Consider the following 18,053-nt stretch of genomic DNA (forward strand, 5'->3'; position numbering starts at 1 on the left):
CGGGGAGAGCGCGGGAGCGGGGCGGCCGTCGGGGACGGCCGCCCCGGTGCCTCTACTGCGGGTCGATCTCGTTGCGGTAGACCATGAGCTTGGCTTCCTTGGCGACGTAGTAGTTCTGGACCGAGTACGCGATGGTCGCGAAGTCGAGCCGGCCGTCACCGTTGAAGTCGGCGGTCGCGATCCGGGCGACGGAGTCGTCGGAGACCCGCCACTTCGCCCAGACGCCGTTCTTGAGGTCGATGGCCTTGTAGTACATGACGCCCTGCCACGGCCACGGCCCGCGCAGTGCCACGAGGAACTCGTCCTCGCCGTCGCCGTCGAAGTCCGCGCACACGATCTGGTGCCCGGGGCCCTCGCCGTTCTCGTTGGGGTCCCCGTACACGTCGAGCAGGACGCGGTTCCACTCGACTTCGCCGGCCGGCCCGTCGGTGGCCTTGGTGTAGACGGCCACCGTGTTGCCGTGGAACGGCTCGACCGCGGCGACGTACGCCATCGGGTCGTCGCCCATGCGCCCGGCGTTGAGGTCACCGCTGCCGCGGAAGCCGGTCTGCTCGAACTGGGTGAGCTCTCCGGTGCCGATGAGCTTGCGGACCCATTCCTTCTTGACCTCGTCGAAGTGCAGCCAGCTGACTCCCTCGTCCGAGGCGAGCAGCAGTGACTCCAGTTCGGAGCCGGGGACCAGGCCCTTCTTCTTCTCCGCGCCGTGGATCATGCGGAAGTGACTGTCGTCGATGACCGTCATCGGCCATTCCTCGGCGGTGTGCACGTCGTCGGGCTGGGTGAACAGGACGATCGGCAGGACCGCGTGGACGTCCTCCTTGGCGACGATCGGCAGGCCTATGATCTCCAGCCGCTCGGTCTGGGTGAAGTAGCCGGCCCGCAGCCGGTGCATGCCGGTCGCGCGCCCCACGTAGTGCCGCTTCCAGCGGGACTCGTCCTTGTCCGGGCTGCCCGGGTTCTCCAGCCAGTCGATCTTGCCGCCGGAGGTGTTGGCGTCGTGGATGGTGCCGATGGGCCCGTAGAGGTCGTAGCAGACGATGATGTCGGAGTGGCCGTTGCCGCTGACGTCGGCGAAGTCCGCGCCGACCGGCATCTTGATCTTGTCGGCGACCAGGCGGCGGGTCCACTTGTCGTCGTTCTGGTACCAGTAGATCTCTCCCAGGCGCAGACCGTAGCCGAACAGGTCCGGCTTGTTGTCGTTGTCGAGGTCCGGGGCCTCCAGCCAGTAGCCGTCGCGCAGCTGGTCGGCCACCAGCTCCGGGGTGAACTTCGGTGCGCGGAGGCTGGAGTTGTCGTTGGCGGTCATGGCGTTCTCCTGTGGGTGCCGTTGGTGCGATGGGTGTGGGTGTGTGCGACGTACGGGATGCCAAGAAACGGGGGCGCCGGTGTCAGCGCGTCGGGGCGGGAGCGTGGTACTCGACCGCGAGCCAGACGCAGTCGGTGTCGGCGTGGTACTGGTGCCACGGGTAGCGGAACGTGCCGTCGGGCGCGGTGTCGCAGAACGGGTCGGGCGTCGTGTAGCCCGGGCTCATCAGCACGTCCTCGTAGAGGGTGCTGTGGTCCTGCTCCGTGAACTTCTGCATCCGGCCGGTGCCCCGTACCTGGGTGTGGACCTCGATGAAGTCGTGCTGGTTGTGGATGGCGCAGTCGGTGCCGGCGGGGGCGTACCAGAGGTTGACCTTCACCTGGAACGGTGTCGCGAGCGGCGCGGCGGTGCTGTCCCCCAGCAGCCGGCCGGGGTCGAGGGCGATCACTCCGGCGTCGTCCTGGGGGCCCTTCCACAACGGGGTGTCCCTGGGGAAGGGCCGCCCGCCGGTGCCCGGGTCCGGGTCCGTGGCCGGGGCGTCGCCGAGGAGGTCTCCGAGCAGGTGCCAGCCCGGCTCCCGCACGATGTCCTCCACCGCGGACTCGTCGTCGATCCGCAGCAGGACGAGTGCCTGTGCCTCCTGGACACGGGTGTCGACGAGGACGGTGGAGGACAGCGGCGGGATGCTCGTGCGCGGTGTCCGGTCGAGCGGGGCGGGTGTTGCTCCGATGTTGACCACGAGGGTCCGGCCCTGGACGGGGAAGTCCTTGGCGTTGCGGACGAGGAGGGCTTCGATGTGCTTCCCCGTGAAGTTCAGTGTGCTCACGGTGTTGAGGTCGCTGTCGTACACGGGGAGTCCCCTTCTGGATCGGGTCGGAGCGATCGGTGGGCGGTGTGCGGGCGGTGTGGCGGCGGTGGTGCGCTCTCGTGGGGCGCCGGGCCTCACACCTGGGCCAGGTCCATGGACCGGGCGAGCTCCGTGGCGATGTCGTCGACGGCGGTGCCGGGGACGAACGGCTCGACCGCGGGGCCGTCGCCGAAGTAGTGCGCGATCGCGCCCACGGTGCGCGCCGTGGCGCAGCCGTCGCCGTAGGGGTTGGCCGCGGTGGCCATCCGCTGGTACTCGTCCTTGTCGCGCAGCAGCCGGGTGGCGGCCCGGACGATGCCTTCGGTGGCGGTGCCCACCAGGCACGCGGTGCCGGCGACGACGGCTTCGGAGCGCTCGGTGACGTTGCCGAGGACCAGCGTCGGCTTGCCGAGGGCGGGCCCCTCCTCCTGTGAGCCGCTGCTGTCCGAGACGATGATGTCGGCGCGTCCCATGAGCTTGCAGAAGCTCAGGTAGGGAAGCGGGTCGACGACGGTGATGTTCGGGTGGTTGCCGATGACCGGGACGAGGGCCTCACGGACCGCCGGGTTGCGGTGCAGCGGCACGACCACCCGTACGTCGGGCTCCTCGGCTATGGCGACCAGCGCCTTGCCGATCTGGGTCAGGTGCGGCCATGCCTCGCGGCGGTGGGCCGAGGCGAGGACCACGCGCCGGGAGTCGGTGTCGAGGTCGTCCAGGGCGGGGTCGCCGTAGCTCTCCGATCTGCCACTCGCCCACTGGAGCGCATCGATGACGGTGTTTCCGGTGACGACGATGGTGTCCTCGGCGATGCCTTCCCGGAGCAGGTTGGTCCGGTTGCCGGGGGTCGGTGCGAGGTGGAGGCCGGCGAGCTGGCCGACGATCCGGCGGTTGCCCTCCTCGGGGAACGGCGAGCCGAGTTCGCCGCTGCGCAGTCCGGCCTCGATGTGGACGACGGGAATCTGGTGGTGGAAGCCGGAGAGGGCCGCGGCGAGGGTGGTCGCGGTGTCGCCGTGGACCAGCACCGCGTCGACGGAGGACTCCCGGAAGTACTCGCCGAGGCCGCGCAGCGAGCGGTAGGTGACCTGGGAGAGCGTCTGCTTGGGCGCCATGATCTCCAGATCGAGGTCGGGCTTGAGCCCGAAGGCGTCCAGCGTGTCGTCGAGCATCTGCCGGTGCTGGCCGGTGGAGATGACGACCGGATCGAAGCGGGGATCCTCCTGGAGCGCCTGGATGACCGGCGCCAGCTTGATGGCTTCGGGACGGGTACCGAGAACGACTGCGACAGACCGCATGACGGCTTTCCTTTGCTGAGGAGAGGAGCACTGAGAGAACAGGCGTGCCCGGCCCTGGGCCGGCTGTGGCACGGACGAGCGCTTTCACTGCGGCCTGCGGGGCGGCGATCCGATGCCTCGCCCCTTGCTGTGTACGCAGCGGGAAAGAGTGCTGATTCGGTGGGGAGCTCCGCTTCCGGCGTTCCCCTGCCGATGAGAAGTATCTTTTCCGTGAGCTATCTCCGGGTCAACCCGAGCCTGTCCGGACTTGCACAGTGCGGCCGCCCCGAGCGGGGCCGGACATGCGGAAGGGGCGCCTGCCGCTTGCGCGGCAGACGCCCCTGGGGCTGGAATTCCTGCTGGTCAGCCCTTTGCGGGCTTGATGGACAACGAGTGGCGGAAGAAGTCGGACGGGTCCCAGCGCCGCTTCACCTGCTGCAGCCTCGGATAGTTCTCCTTGTAGTACAGGGTCTGCCACGGCACGCCCGAACGGTTGTGCCGCGGGTCGGACAGGTCCCGGTCGGGGTAGTTGATGTAGCAGCCGTCGGTGGAGTCGCCGATGACCGGCACACCACCGGTCCTGGCGAAGAACTCCTCGTACAGGTCGCGGACCCAGCCGAGGTAGAAGTCGTCCTCGCTCTCGTCCTCCCAGAACGTCTGGAAGCACATCTTGAAGACGGAGCTGCGCTGTGCGTTCGCCGTGGCGTCCGGGGCCAGCGCGTTGACCTGGCCGCCGAACGAGAACAGCACGAGCATGGTGTCCGGGTTCTGGAAGTCGGGGCGGGACATGTGCTTGTAGAGCGCGGCGATCTGCTCGTCCGTGAAGTTCTTGCGCATGTACGCCGACTTGTGCGCGCCCCGCGACGTCGGGTTGGTGATCGTGGGGTTGTTCGTGCCGACCAGCCGGGTCGCCTGCAGCCAGGGCATCTCCTTCGGCTCGGCCAGCTGCGGCATCGGCGGGAGTTCGCCGGTGGCCCGGGTGAGCGCCCCGGGCTTGATGCCGGTGCCGGCGGTGATCGCCCGGTTGTAGTCGTCCAGCAGCTTGCGCGCGTTCGGACGGTCCGCGTCGACCTGGGTGAACATGCCGATGCTGCCGTGCGCCTTGGAACTGACGTTGAAGAGGCTGCTCAGGTGGCGGTACTCGGAGTCGGGCCCGCTGTGCTGCTCGTGCCAGGCGCCGAAGTTCTTCAGCAGCCGGGCGAACCTGGTCTCGGTCAGCTGGTCCCAGGAGAAGTCCAGGGCGCTGACGAGCACCTTCGAGGGCGGTGAGACCAGCTGGTCCGCCGGGTCGGACCCCTTGGCCCCCGGCGAGCGGAACCAGTACCGGGTGACAAGGCCGAAGTTGCCCCCGCCGCCGCCGGTGTGGGCCCACCACAGGTCGCGGTGGGGGTCGTCCTCCTCGCGCGTGGCGACGACGGTACGGACCCGGCCCCGGTCGTCGACCACGACGACCTCCACGGCGTACAGATGGTCGGTGACCAGGCCGTGGGCACGGGAGAGCAGACCGTATCCGCCACCGGCTATGTGCCCGCCCGCTCCGACGCTGTAGCAGATGCCTCCGGGGACGGTGACGCCCCAGCCCTTGTAGAGGGCCTCGTACATGTTCATCAGCCGAGCGCCCGGCTCCACGTAGAAGGCGCGGAACCCTGGGTCGTAGCCCACATCCGTCATCTCGGAGAAGTCCAGGATGACTTCGATCTCGGGGTTGCAGACGAAGTCGGCGAAGCAGTGGCCGCCGCTGCGCACCGAGACGCGTTTGCCGTCCCGGAAGGCGGTGCGCAGGGCCTGCTCGGCGTCCGCCGACGACCTGATGAGCGCCACGTAGTCGGGACGGGCGACGAAGCGCTGGTTGTTGCCCGTGGTGAGCAGCGGGTACCTCGGGTCCGTGGGGGCTACCTTCGCCCCCTTCGCGGCGGCGCCCTTCGCGGCGGGTGCGGCCGAGGCCGGCTCCACCAGAACGGACGCCGCGGCGATTCCGCCGACGACGGCCGCACTGTTGCCCAGCATGCGCCGGCGATCGATACCACTCATGACGGTATACCTCGGGTTTCAGTCGTTACGGATGAAGACGAGCAGGGCAGGGGGGACCGCGGGACGGGCACGGTCGGGCGGAGAGACCGTCAGACGGTCGCGTACGGGGTGGAGGAGGCGTCCTCGGGCTCGCGGGTGCGGCGTGCGGTGCGGCGGTCGAGCCGTCCCGACAGCACGGCGAGGGCGAGCCCCGAGGCGGCCAGCACCGCACCGATCCAGTTCGGCGCGGTGTATCCCAGGCCGTGGGTGACGGCGAGGCCGCCGAGCCAGGCCCCGAGGGCGTTGCCCAGATTGAACGCCGCGATGTTGGCGGCGGAGGCGAGGGCGGGGGCGCCCTCGGCCTTCTGCATGACCCGCATCTGCAGCGGAGGCACGGTGGCGAACCCCACCGCTCCGAACACCGCGATGGTGATCGCGGCGGGGACGGGTGCGCGGGCCGTGAAGACGAAGGCCGCGAGCACCAGCGCGAGCAGGGCGAGGATCACGTACAGGCTGGGCATCAGCGCCCGGTCGGCGACCTTTCCCCCGATCAGGTTGCCGGCGCACAGGCCCACTCCGAACAGGACGAGCAGCCAGGCGACCGCGCCGGAGGAGAAGCCCGCGACGTCCGTCATCATCGGCGCGAGATAGGTGAACGAGGCGAAGACGCCCCCGAATCCGAGGGTCGTCATGCCGAGGGCCAGCCATACCTGCGGCCGCCGGAAGACCGCCAGCTCGCTGCGGATCCCCCCGGAATTGTCCTGCGGCTGGGGAGGCACCAGGGCGATGATGCCGAGGATGCCGACGACGCCGAACGCGGTGACGGCCCAGAACGTGGAGCGCCAGCCGAAGTTCTGGCCCAGCAGGGTCCCGAGGGGGACGCCGATGACGTTGGCGACGGTCAGCCCGATGAACATCAGGGCGATGGCACTGGCCTTCCTCGCCGGCGCCACCAGGTTCGCCGCGACGACGGAACCGATGCCGAAGAACGCGCCGTGGGTGAGGGCCGCCACCAGACGGCCCGTCATGAGCAGCGCGTAGGTGGGGGCGAGGGCGCAGAGGAGGTTGCCCGCGATGAACACGCCCATCAGCAGGACGAGCATGGTCTTGCGGGGCAGCCGCGAGCCCAGCGCGGTCATCAGGGGCGCTCCGGCCACCACGCCGAGGGCGTAGCCGGTGACGAGCATTCCGGCGCTCGGGACGGACACCGAGAAATCGGCTGACAGTTCGGGCAGCAGACCGACGATGACGAATTCGGTGGTCCCGATCCCGAACGCGCCGAGTGCCAGGGCCAGGAGGGCGAGCGGCACCTACTTCTCCTTCCGCGGGGGTGAGCCGGCACCGGAGCGCCGCGCCGGCGGCAGCCCGCGTTCCCGGGCATAGGGGGTGAGCAGGGAGCGCAGCCGGCCTCGGCCCCGGTGCAGGCGCGAGGTGACGGTGCCGTGCGGGATGTTCAGCCGCTCGGCTATCTCCTGGTACGTCAGGCACTCGACGTCGGCGAGCAGCACCACCGTGCGGAAGTAGTCCGGTATGGCCTGCAGCGCGGCCAGCACGGCGGGGTCCGGAATGGAGTCCAGGACCTCCGACTCGGCGGACGGCAGGCCGGCCGACGTGTGACTCGCGGCGCGGACGAGCGTCCGGTCGCCGTCGGCTTCGGCGCTGCCCCATCCCGGTTCCGACTGCTTCTTGCGGTACGAGGTCATGAAGGTGTTGGTCAGTATCCGGTAGAGCCAGGCCCCTGGATTGGTGCCGTCGCGGAACTGGTGGAAGGACCGGAACGCCTTGGTGAACGTCTCCTGGACCAGGTCCTCGGCGTCGCACGGGTGGCGGCTCAGGCGCAGTGCCGCCGCGTACATCTGGTCGCGGTGGCCCAGCATGTCGCGTTCGAACCGTGCGTTGCGCTCGGCCTCGGTCTCGGTCCCGGGCTCGGTCCCGGTCACCGTCTCGGTGTCCGTGCGCGCGCGACCGTTCGCTGCGGGGGCCCGGCCGGAGGCGGGCGGGCTGAGAGTCGTTGTCATCGTTGTCCTTGCCTGCCGGGGGCTGAGCAGCGGATGGGGTCAGATCTGGCGCAGTGCCCCGCCGTCCACGGCCCATTCCGAGCCCGTCACCTGGGAGGCGAGGGGCGAGAGCAGGTACGCGATGACGCGGGCGACGTCGTCCGGGGCGCCGATCCTGCCGCTGGGCAGCCTGCGCTCCTCCCGTACGAAGTGGTCGACGGCCTGGTCGGCGGGGAGCGAGAACCGTTCGGCGAGCTGGTCCGCGAATCCGCCGGGAGCGTCGAACAGGGCGGTACGTGTCGGGCCGGGCGACACGATGTTGGAACGGACGCCCTGCGGGCCGAACTCGGCGGTCAGGGACTTGGAGAGCGACAGCAACGCCGTCTTCGCGGCGGCGTAGTCGACGAGTGGGGCGTCGGGGAAGCGGGCGGCCTCGCTGGCCACATGGACCAGGCTGCCGGCTCCCGCGGCCAGCAGGGCGGGCAGGGCCGCCCTGGTCATCCGTACGTGGGAGTGGAAGTTGAGGTCGAACCCCTCCTGCCACTGCGTGTCCGTCACGTTCAGGAATCCGCTGCGGGATTCGAGCCCGCCGACGTTGTTGACGAGGCCGTCCAGACGTCCGTGCCGTTCGAGCGCCTCGGCGACCACGCGCCGCGCCGTCTCGGGGTCACGGGCGTCGGCACGGACCGCGGTCACCCCGGGGCCGAGGTCGAGGCCGTCGGTGCGGCGCGCCGTCCCGACAACGTGGGCGCCCTCCTCGGCCAGGAGCCGGGCGGTGGCTTCGCCGATGCCGGCGGAGACGCCGGTGACGAGGTAGACCCTTCCGGCGAGCTGGAGATCCATCAGTGCTCTTTCCTGTGCGTGCTGGTACGGAACGGGCGGGACCGGCGGGGCGTGTGTGGGGGAACGCCCCGCCGGTCCCGTGGCCGTCATGCCGGCGGTCTCCTCGCACGGCGGAGGCGGGTCAGGCGCGGGCCGTCGCCTTCTTGCCGCGCAGGAAGACGGCGGCGAGCACGACCCCGAGCAGGACGAGCGCCGCGTTGACGAGGACGGCGACGCCGACGCCGTCGAGTACGGCGTCCGGCCCGGTCCGAGCACCCATGTAGCCCGTGGCGACGGCGGACATGATGGGCGTGCCCATCGTGATGCCGACCTGCTGGGTCATGGTGGCCAGGCCGGTCGCCATGCCCTGCTCGTGGTCCGGCAGGCCGGAGGTGGCGGTGACCATGAAGCCGACGATGACCAGCATGTTGCCGATGCCCCCGAGGAACGTCCCGACCAGCAGCATCGTCAGCCACGCCCGGTCGTCGCCCAGCGAGAACAGGGCGAACGTGGCGGCTGCCTGGAGCAGACCGCCGGTGATCAGGGTGGCCTTGGTGCCGATCCGCGCGATGACCTTGGCGGCGAGCGAACCGCCGATGACGGTGCCCACACCCAGCACACCGAAGGACAGGCCGGCCGTCAGCGGCGTGAAGTCGAGGACTTCCTGGAGGTAGAGCGTCATCAGGAAGACCAGGGAGGTCTCGGTGAGGAACGCGATCAGCCCTGCGATGTTGCCCCAGGCGACCGTACGGCGCTTGAGAACGCTGACCGGGACCAGCGGCGACGGGGAACGCTTCTCCACCGCGTAGAAGACGATCAGCAGCACCACACCGACGGCCATCGAAAGGAGCGCGGTCGGCGAGCCCCAGCCGTCTTCACCGGCCTGGGTGAGGCCGAAGACGAGTGCCAGCAGACCGATGGTGACGGACACGGCCCCGGGCACGTCGAGCTTCGGGCGCACGCTGGGACGCGACTCCTTGATCACGCTGGGCGCGATCAGCAGGACCACCAGGGCGACCGGGACGTTGATGAAGAACGCCCAGCGCCACGACAGCAGGTCGGTGAGCACACCGCCGAGGATCGCCCCGGTGGTGAAACCGGCGGACATCAGCGCGCCGTTCAGACCGAGCGCCCGGTCCCGGAGCGGTCCCTCCGGGAAGGACGTGGTCAGCAGTGACAGACCTGCGGGCGTCACCATCGCGGTGGCGAGACCCTGGGCCACACGGGCGGCCAGCAGCATCTCCGGGGAGGTGGACAGGCCACCGACCAGGGAGGAGATACCGAGCAGGCCGAGCCCGATCATGAACAGCCGACGACGGCCGAACAGGTCCGCGACCCGGCCGAAGAGCAGCGTGAATCCGGCTGCGCAGAGGGCGAACGCCGTCGCGATCCACTGCAGGTTCGACAGGGAGAAGCCGAGCCCCTCCCCGATGACGGGGAGAGCCACGTTCAGGATGGAGAAGTCCACCGCCAGCATGAACTGCGCCACCAGCAGCACCACGAGAACCAGGCGCATGCGCCCGGTCATCCGTGTGGGCGCTGGGTCTCCTTGCGCAGAGGTCTGTACTTCGTCGACGACCGACATGTTGTGAGAGTCCTCTCGTGGTGCTTCTACTTCGGGGTTCTTCCATGGGGGGAAGCGTGGTGGCCGCCTCGGCCTGCGGGGGTGCTACGACGGCCGGCGCAGCCGGGCCGCCATCTCCTGCCAGGCCCTCGCGCACTCGGTCGCGGCGGCCGCGACCAGTTCGGCGCGGTGTGCGGGAACGGCGGCGAGAATGCGCGGAAGGTCGCGGGTGCCGGCCACGTGGAGATCGAGCATCCGCAGCAGCAGACGGCCGTTGTCGCTCTGGCGCAGCGCGGGGTCCCGGCACAGGTTCCTGACCAGTGAGTCGAGGTCCACCCGCGGGCCGGGGGCGGCGGGCGGGGCCGGTGCGGGCACCACCGGTTCGCGCTCGCGCATCCTCGGCGGAACCGGGTCCTCGCCCATCCCGGCCCGCCGCCGCACGTCGCGCACCGTGCCCGCCGAGACTCCGGCCCGCCGCGCTATCTGACGCAGCGAAGCGCCGGGATCGGCGGCGATCAGCCGGGCGGCCTCGCGCCGGCCCTCCGCGGTGCTCAGCGGACGGACCCGCCCGTCCCGGCCGATGCGGGCGGTTCCGGCCGGTGCGGGCGGGACCGGAGCCGCGACCACGACCGGGGCCGGGGCCTCATCCGCGGCCGGGGCCGGCTTCTGCCCCGCGGCCGGGAGTCCCGGGTGCGCGGCCTGAGCCGTAGCGGGAGCCGTGTCGGGAGCCGCCGGAGCCGTCGTCGGAGCCGGTGCGGGCTCGGCCGAGGGCGCGGCGGGCGAGGGCGGCGCGGCCTGTGGGGGCAGGGGCCGGCGAAGTGCGCCGACCGTCTTGGCCGCGAGCCCGGTCCGGGCGGCGACCGCCCGGTCCGACCACTGGGGGTGGGTGATCAGAATCCGCGCGGCGGCTGCCGTCCGGTCCGCGAGGGTGAGCGCCAGACCATGGGTGGTGTTCGACTCGACCGCCAGGACGAAGGCCTCTTCGGGCGTTCCGTCGAAGAACCGCGCCTCGATCACGGCCTGCTGACGCAGGATGGCCGCGCGCACCCGGTGGGTGCCGTCGATGATCCGCATGGTGGGGCGGTGCACGAGGATCGGCGGGAGTGCCGTCTCACTCGCCGCGAGGGTGCGGGCGTGTGCGAGGTTCTCTCCCGTCGTCCGGGGCGAGTCCGCGGCCAGCAGCACACCCAACGGGACCGGGTACGAAGGCGCTTGCGGCGGGACCGCTGCCCGGGCCCGGGCATCCGCGCAGGGCTGCTGCGGGGTGTCGGGACGAGTGGTGGTGGCCATGCTGAATGCACCCCCAAGGGCAGGAAAGCGGTGAGACCGGCGGTCGTGCCTGCCGCGACGACGGCGGTACGACGGGAAACACGTTACGTAGAGACCGATCGGTATGTTCTACTGCGACGGCTGCCCGGGACGACCTTGGCAACTTCCCGAAGAGGCACCCGTACGGCGGGTGTGCAACTGGGCATCTCCCCGGTTGCACACCCGTCCGTCGTGATCAGGCGGCCGGCCGGAGCAGACCGGGGCCGGGGCCGGTGTCGGCCCTGCCACCGGTGTCGGCGGCCACGAACGCGTGCAGCCACGACCGGAACTCGGGCCCGAGGTCCTTGCGTTCACAGGCCAGACGCACGGTGGCGCGCAGATAGTCGGCCCGGTCGCCGGTGTCGTAGCGGCGCCCGGAGAACACCACACCGTGCACCGGTCCGCCCCCGGACCCCGTGCTCAGTTCGCGCAGCGCGTCCGTCAGCTGGATCTCGCCACCGCGACCGGGTTCGGTGCCGCGCAGCACGTCGAAGATCTCCGGGTCCAGCACATAGCGGCCGATGACCGCGTAGTTGCTCGGGGCCTCCCCCGGAGCCGGCTTCTCGATCAGATCGGTGATGCGCACGGTGTCACCGTCCGCGGTCCGCTCCACCGCGGCGCAGCCGTAGAGGTGGATCTGGCCGGGGTCGACCTCCATCAGGGCCACGACGCTCCCGCCGTACTGCGCGCGGATCTCCGTCATCCGGCTCAGCAGCGGGTCGCGGGGGTCGATGAGGTCGTCGCCGAGCAGGACGGCGAAGGGCTCGTGCCCGACGTGCGGCGCGGCGCAGAGCACCGCGTGACCCAGGCCGAGGGGGTCCCCCTGGCGGACGTAGTGGATGTCACCCAGGTCGGTGGGGGCGCACGCGCGCTCGAGCTTGTCGTTGTCGCCCTTGCGGCGCAGCGTCTCCTCGAGCTCGTAGTTTCGGTCGAAGTGGTCTTCCAGTGGACGCTTGTTGCGCCCCGTCACCATGAGCACGTCGCTCATCCCTGCGGAGACCGCTTCCTCGACGACGTACTGAATCGCCGGCTTGTCCACCACCGGGAGCATTTCCTTGGGGGTGGCCTTGGTCGCCGGGAGGAAGCGCGTACCGAGACCAGCCACGGGAATGACCGCTTTGGTTATCCGGGCAGGAGTGGAATTCATGAGATGAAGATATGCAACGCCAGCCGGGAGCAGGGTTCCGAAAGCTTGATCCTCACCTACTTGGGCAATTCTGCGGAACTCTCCGGTGCCGTGCCGCAGCCACGGCCGTCCTCCTTCGGACGGAGCGAGATTCCGCGCAGCACCAGCTCCCATATCTGGGCGAGCTGCGCGGCCGCGCCCTGCCGCGTCCCGGCCCGTGCCGCGCTCAGGCACCGCACGTGCGCCTCCGCCCCGGCCAGCAGGTGGGCGGCCAGCGAGGTGACCGTACCCAGGTCCGTGCCGTGCCGCAGCGCGTCGTGGTCCTTCGCTCCGGCGAGCAGTCCGCGCAGTTCGGGCTGCCAGAGCGAGGACCAGGCGGGCACGGTCCCGGCGTTCTCCCGTTCGAGACGGGCCGAGGCCCGTACGGCCAGGTCGTCTTCCAGGAGCCGGGCCAGGACCACCGTCAGGCCCACCGCCCGGTGCAGGGCGGGTGTGGGCCGGCCCGACACCTCCGTCACCGCCGCCGAGGTGGCCGCGGCCCCGCGCTCCCGGACCGCGTCCGCCAGTTCGCCCTTGGTCGCGAAATGGAAGGTGACCGCCCCCATCGACATGTCGGCTGCTTTGGCGATACGGGAGAGCGAGGTTCCCTCGTAGCCGTGCTCGTAGAATTCCGCGGCCGCTGCCAGTACTACGGTATTCCGTGTCCGCACGGCGCGTTCCTGCATCACCATGTGTGTTCTCCGGCGGTAGTGCCGCATTCGGCCACGAGTCGTCCTATTGATTGAAGTGGAAGCGGGGCTCGCTCCGGCCGGTTGTCGATTTCGTACATCAATTCGTGAATGGCCCTGGCCAGGACGTGGGCCCGCAGCAGCACGGTGTGCTGCCGGGGGTCCTGGCCCGACACCCGTGCGTATCCCGCGCAGAAGGCGTCGCCGCACACACCGGACCAGGCCGGCGCCCCGCAGGCGGAGCCGGTGGAGGACTGTGCCGCGTAGTCGAACGAGCGGAGCATGCCCGCCACGTCACGCAGGGGCAGGTGGCGGGCGACGCGTTCGGTCATGGGCAGCTGGGGCTCGCCCTCGAAGTCCACGAGCACCCACCGGCCGGACGACCGCAGCATCTGTGCCAGGTGCAGATCACCGTGCACGCGCTGAGCGGGCGGCGCCGAGGTCACCCCGGTCAGCTGCGCGAAGGCGGAGCGCAGCGGCGTCCGGAAAGGCCGCAGGGCGTCGACGCGCCGGACCGCGGAATCCAGCAGCACGGTGAACCGGTCGGCCAGCAGGGCGAGCTCGGCGGGCCCGGTGGGCCGGGTGCCGAGCTGCTCCGCCAGGTCGTGGTGCACGCGCGCGAGGGCCTCGCCCATGGCGTGGGCGTCCGGGGCGAAGCTGTCGGCGGCCGGGCCGCGCCGGGCGTCGACGGCGGCGGCCCAGCCGTCGGTCGCCGCGGGCAGGAAGTCCTGCACGGTGGCATAGGTGACGGGCTCGCCGTCGAGCTCGCCCTCGACCGCTCCGCGTACCGCCGTGATGTGCCGGTTCGCGGTGGGCGCCAGGGCCTGGGGCAGTTCGAGCTCGGGGTTGGTCCCGGCACCGATCCGCCGGAAGATCTTCAGCAGGTAGCGTTCGTCGACCACGACCGAGGTGTTGCTCTGCTCCACGCCCAGGGGCCTGCTGGGCGCGGCGGACCCCGGCCCGCGCGACCGTGCCCCCGACAGGTCGAGGAGCCCGGCGACCAGTTCGTCGTCCCCGACCGCCTCGTAGACCAGCAGATCGTCCAGGCCTGCGATGACGTACGGCTCCAGCTCCGGTCCGACCACGGTCCTGATGCCGAGCGGGACCTGGTAGTACTCGGGGGCCCCCGCGTCGGCGAAGCCGGTACGCAGCAGGAGGATGACGCCGCGCGGCCCGCCGGTGCGCAGGGCGTCGGCGAACTCGGTGGTACGCACGATGCGGACCCGTTCCAGGGGGCGCCCCTTGCTGCCGTACCACCGCTGCCAGGGCAGCCACCCGGTCAGCACGTGTTCCAGGCGTTCCTGGAAAGTGGTCAGATCGACGGTCACTCGGTGCTTCCGTCCGACGTGAGCGAGAGCCAGTACACGCCCCGGCCCTTGAGCGTGAGGGGGTAGGGGGTTCCGTCGATCCGGGGGAAGGCGACCCCTCCGATCAGCTCGACGGGTACGGCTCCCTGCCAGGCGCTGAGGTCGAGGCCCACCGGCTGCGGGTGGCGGGAGAGGTTGTTGACGCACAGCACGACATCCGTGCTGCCGTCCTCGGCGGTGTGGCTGCGCACATAGGCGAAGGCCGCCTCGTTGGTGGTGGCGACCTCCTGGAAGTCGCCGAGCCCGAAGGCCGGGTGGCGGCGCCGGGCCGCCAGCATGGAGTGGGTCCAGTGCAGCAGGGACGCCGCGGCCCGCTGCTGGCTCTCGACGTTGACCGCCTGGTGCCCGTACACCGGGTCCATCAGTACGGGCAGGTGGAGCCGCCCGGGATCGGCGGTGGAGAACCCGGCGTTGCGGTCCGGAGTCCACTGCATGGGGGTGCGTACGGCGTCCCGGTCGCCCAGCCAGATGTTGTCGCCCATGCCGATCTCGTCCCCGTAGTACAGGACGGGGGAGCCGGGCAGGGACAGCAGCAGGGCGGTGCACAGTTCGATCTGGTTGCGGTCGCCGTCCAGGAGCGTGGCGAGCCGGCGCCGGATGCCGACGTTGGCCCGCATCCTCGGGTCCTTGGCGTAGTGCTTGTACATGGAGTCGCGCTCTTCGTCCGTGACCATCTCAAGCGTCAGCTCGTCGTGGTTGCGCAGGAAGATGCCCCACTGGCAGGTGTCCGGGATCGCCGGGGTCTTCGCGAGGATCTCGGACAGGGGCCGGGCCGACTCGTTGCTCACCGCCATGAAGATGCGGGGCATGAGGGGGAAGTGGAACGCCATCTGGCATTCGTCCCCGCCGGCGGAGTAGTCACCGAAGTAGTCGGTGATCTCGTCGGGGCGCTGGTTGGCCTCGGCGAGCAGCACCCGGCCCGGGTACTCGTCGTCCACGACCTTGCGCACGGTCTTGAGGAACGCGTGGGTCTCGGGCAGGTTCTCGCCGTTGGTGCCCTCCTTCGCGTACAGGTACGGCACCGCGTCCAGCCGGAAACCGTCCACGCCCAGGTCGAGCCAGAAGCGCAACGCGTCGAGCATGGCTTCGCGCACGGCGGGGTTCTCGTAGTTGAGGTCGGGCTGGTGGGAGAAGAACCGGTGCCAGTAGTACTGCTTGCGGACCGGGTCGAAGGCCCAGTTGGAGGTCTCGGTGTCGGTGAAGATGATCCGGGCGTCGGCGTAGCGGGTGTCGTCGTCGGCCCACACGTAGAAGTCGCCGTAGGGGCCGTCCGGGTCGCGCCGCGACTCCTGGAACCACCGGTGCTGGTCGCTGGTGTGGTTCATGACCATGTCGGTGATGACGCGGATGCCGCGCCGGTGTGCCGCGTCGAGCAGACCGACGAAGTCGTCGATGGTGCCGAACTCCGGTCTCAGCAGCCGGTAGTCGGCGATGTCGTATCCGCCGTCGCGCAGCGGCGAGCAGTAGAACGGGGGCAGCCAGAGGCAGTCCACCCCCAGCCATTGCAGGTAGTCCAGACGCTGCCGCAGTCCGGAGAGGTCGCCGACACCGTCGCCGTTGCTGTCCTGGAAGGTGCCGACCAGCACTTCGTAGAACACCGCCTGCTTGTACCACTGCGGCTCGACGGGCAGCACGCTCGCCTTGCGGGGGGCGGGCGCTGCGGTGTGCATCGTGGTGCCGTGCGGCGGCAGAGGTGACGGGGTCAACGGACTCTCCAGGTGAAGACGTGGGCGACGGACTGCTGCGGGTCGACCTTGATGTCGAGGGCGGGTCCCAGCTCGACGGTCTGGCCGGTGATCTCCTCGGTCGCCCTGATGCGCGCCGCGGGTTCCTGTCCCAGTGCGGACATGTCGAGCCGGACCGTGGCCTGCTCGGTGTGACGGGGGTTCAGGGTGACGACGCACAGCACGGTGTCGCCCGTGGCCGGGTCGCTCTTGGAGTAGGCGAGGATCTGGTCGTTGTCCACCGGGTGGAAGCGCAGGTGGCGCAGTTGCTGGAGGGCGGGGTGCGCGCGCCGGAGCCGGTTGAGCGTGCCGATCCACGGCTCCAGGGACCGGTGCGCCGTGAAGTCGCGGGGGCGCAGTTCGTACTTCTCCGAGTCCAGGTACTCCTCGCTGCCGGGCTCCAGCGCCTGGTTCTCGTACAGCTCGAAGCCGGCGTACATGCCCCAGCTGGGTGACAGGGTGGCGGCCAGCGCGGCACGCAGGGCGAACGCGGCGGGCGGTGCGTCCCGGAGGTTGTCCGGGAGGATGTCCGGGGTGTTGACGAAGAAGTTGGGCCGCATCCAGGCGGCCGCGTCCCCGGTCAGTTCGGTGAGGTAGTCGGTCAGCTCACGCCGGGTGTCGCACCAGGTGAAGTAGGTGTACGTCTGGCTGAAGCCCCGTTTGGACAGCCCGTGCTGCACGGTGGGGCGGGTGAACGCCTCCGCGAGGAAGAGCAGGTCGGGGTCGGTCCGCTGGAGGGTCTCGATCAGCCGGTGCCAGAAGCCGGGCGGCTTGGTGTGGGGGTTGTCCACCCGGAACGCGCGCACACCCCGGCCGGCCCAGAACAGGACGGTCCGCACGACCTCGGCGAACAGGCCCTCCGGGTCGCTGTCGAAGTCGAGGGGGAAGATGTCCTCGTACGTCTTGGGGGGATTCTCGGCGCAGGCGATGCTTCCGTCGGAACGGTGGGTGAACCATTCGGGGTGCGCGTCCACCCATGGGTGGTCCGGGGCGCACTGCAGGGCGAGATCGAGCGCGACCTCCAGGCCGGCGTCGGCGGCCGCCGCCACGAAGGCGTCGAAGTCGTCGAGGGTGCCCAGCTGCGGGTGGACCGCGTCGTGCCCGCCGGTACGGGAGCCGACGGCCCAGGGGGAGCCGACGTCGTGCGGCTGTGCGGTGAGGGCGTTGTTCGGCCCCTTGCGGGCCACCTCACCGATCGGGTGGATCGGCGGCAGGTAGACGATGTCGAAGCCCATGCGCGCGATGCGCGGCAGTTCCCGCGCGGCGGTACGGAAGGTGCCGTGCACGGGGGCGCCGTCGAGGTCCCGGCCCCCGGTGGAGCGGGGGAAGAACTCGTACCAGCTGCCGAACAGCGCGCGGTGCCGCTCGACCCGCACCCGGTGTCCGCGCCCCAGGGTGAGCGCTTCGCGCAGCGGCGCGCCCGCCATGACGTCGCGGACCGGCCCGGACAGGGCCGCCAGTGCGGCGTCCGTGGTGCGGGCGGCACGCAGGGCGGCGGCGCCGCCGTAGAGGGTGTCGGCGCCCCGCAGTGTGCGGGCGCCGGGCAGCGGGCCGGCGGCGCCCGTACCCGTGAGGGTGTCGGTGAGCACGTCGGCGGCGCGGCAGAGCAGCGCGGCACCGTCCTCGCGGTCCACCCGGGCGAGCTCCTGGCCGTCGCGGACCCTGGCCTCGACGGCTGCGAGCCAGGAGGCCCAGGGGTCGGCCCACGCCATGACGCGGAAGGTCCACTCGCCCGGCCGGTCGGCCACCACGTCCGCCGTCCAGCGGTCGTGGTCCGCGTCGAGCACGGACATCGGGACCTCGTCGAGGGCGCCGTCGGGGCCCGACCACAGGACGGCCGCGCCGAGGGCTCCGTGCCCCTCGCGCCACACGGTGGCCGAGACCGGCAGCAGCTCGTCCACCACCGCCTTGGCCCGGGCGTTCGCGAGGTCTACCACCGGTGAGACGTCCTCGATCGCAAGACGGCTGTTCATCTGCCTGCCT

14 protein-coding genes are annotated in these 18,053 nt (G+C 70.8%); all 14 read right to left on the bottom strand.

Annotated features, from left to right (window positions below; translation table 11 throughout):
• Positions 1-52: 52 nt before the first annotated feature.
• The 14 genes from ACGFZA_RS36900 to ACGFZA_RS36965 all read right to left on the bottom strand — a co-directional run bounded on the left by ACGFZA_RS36900 (position 53) and on the right by ACGFZA_RS36965 (position 18,043).
• A complete protein-coding gene (locus tag ACGFZA_RS36900; protein WP_385285956.1) occupies positions 53-1,306 on the bottom strand; it encodes an FG-GAP repeat domain-containing protein in 1,254 nt (417 codons plus the stop codon).
• Positions 1,307-1,388: 82 nt separating this feature from the next.
• Positions 1,389-2,156: a hypothetical protein gene (locus tag ACGFZA_RS36905; RefSeq protein ID WP_393684958.1), complete on the bottom strand. Its 768-nt coding sequence runs from the start codon at positions 2,154-2,156 to the stop codon at positions 1,389-1,391.
• 92 nt (positions 2,157-2,248) lie between these two features.
• Complete coding sequence (gene wecB, locus ACGFZA_RS36910; RefSeq protein ID WP_385285960.1) at positions 2,249-3,445, bottom strand: non-hydrolyzing UDP-N-acetylglucosamine 2-epimerase; 1,197 nt, start codon at positions 3,443-3,445, stop codon at positions 2,249-2,251.
• Between the two features lie 342 nt (positions 3,446-3,787).
• Entirely contained in the window at positions 3,788-5,455 is a 1,668-nt protein-coding gene (locus ACGFZA_RS36915; RefSeq protein ID WP_393684961.1) for an FAD-dependent oxidoreductase, read from the bottom strand.
• Positions 5,456-5,544: 89 nt separating this feature from the next.
• The gene (locus ACGFZA_RS36920) at positions 5,545-6,744 is read right to left on the bottom strand and encodes an MFS transporter (RefSeq protein WP_393684963.1); all 1,200 of its coding nucleotides are present in this window, start codon (positions 6,742-6,744) and stop codon (positions 5,545-5,547) included.
• Positions 6,745-7,452, bottom strand: a complete 708-nt coding sequence (locus ACGFZA_RS36925) for a sigma-70 family RNA polymerase sigma factor (protein ID WP_393684965.1) — start codon at positions 7,450-7,452, stop codon at positions 6,745-6,747.
• Between the two features lie 39 nt (positions 7,453-7,491).
• Complete coding sequence (locus ACGFZA_RS36930) at positions 7,492-8,274, bottom strand: SDR family NAD(P)-dependent oxidoreductase (protein ID WP_385285968.1); 783 nt, start codon at positions 8,272-8,274, stop codon at positions 7,492-7,494.
• A 121-nt stretch (positions 8,275-8,395) separates the two neighbouring features.
• Complete coding sequence (locus tag ACGFZA_RS36935; protein ID WP_385285970.1) at positions 8,396-9,838, bottom strand: MFS transporter; 1,443 nt, start codon at positions 9,836-9,838, stop codon at positions 8,396-8,398.
• An 84-nt stretch (positions 9,839-9,922) separates the two neighbouring features.
• Positions 9,923-11,107, bottom strand: coding sequence for a ParB N-terminal domain-containing protein (locus ACGFZA_RS36940; RefSeq protein ID WP_393684968.1), 1,185 nt, complete (start codon positions 11,105-11,107; stop codon positions 9,923-9,925).
• Positions 11,108-11,321: 214 nt separating this feature from the next.
• On the bottom strand, positions 11,322-12,272 hold the full coding sequence (gene galU, locus ACGFZA_RS36945; protein WP_385285974.1) for a UTP--glucose-1-phosphate uridylyltransferase GalU: 951 nt from the start codon (positions 12,270-12,272) through the stop codon (positions 11,322-11,324).
• Between the two features lie 56 nt (positions 12,273-12,328).
• Positions 12,329-12,961 (bottom strand): TetR family transcriptional regulator, encoded by a 633-nt coding sequence (locus ACGFZA_RS36950; RefSeq protein WP_393684970.1) that lies wholly within the window; start codon positions 12,959-12,961, stop codon positions 12,329-12,331.
• 14 nt (positions 12,962-12,975) lie between these two features.
• Positions 12,976-14,307, bottom strand: a complete 1,332-nt coding sequence (locus ACGFZA_RS36955; protein WP_393684972.1) for a hypothetical protein — start codon at positions 14,305-14,307, stop codon at positions 12,976-12,978.
• Positions 14,304-16,016 carry a maltose alpha-D-glucosyltransferase gene (gene treS / locus ACGFZA_RS36960; protein ID WP_385286028.1) on the bottom strand — a complete coding sequence of 571 codons (1,713 nt, stop codon included), beginning with the start codon at positions 16,014-16,016 and terminating at the stop codon, positions 14,304-14,306. The genes ACGFZA_RS36955 and treS overlap by 4 nt, the downstream gene beginning before the upstream one ends.
• A 32-nt stretch (positions 16,017-16,048) precedes the next feature.
• A complete protein-coding gene (locus ACGFZA_RS36965) occupies positions 16,049-18,043 on the bottom strand; it encodes a maltotransferase domain-containing protein (RefSeq protein WP_385285980.1) in 1,995 nt (664 codons plus the stop codon).
• Positions 18,044-18,053 lie beyond the last annotated feature (10 nt).

This window comes from Streptomyces sp. NPDC048211 (assembly GCF_043202315.1).
Classification (GTDB): domain Bacteria; phylum Actinomycetota; class Actinomycetes; order Streptomycetales; family Streptomycetaceae; genus Streptomyces.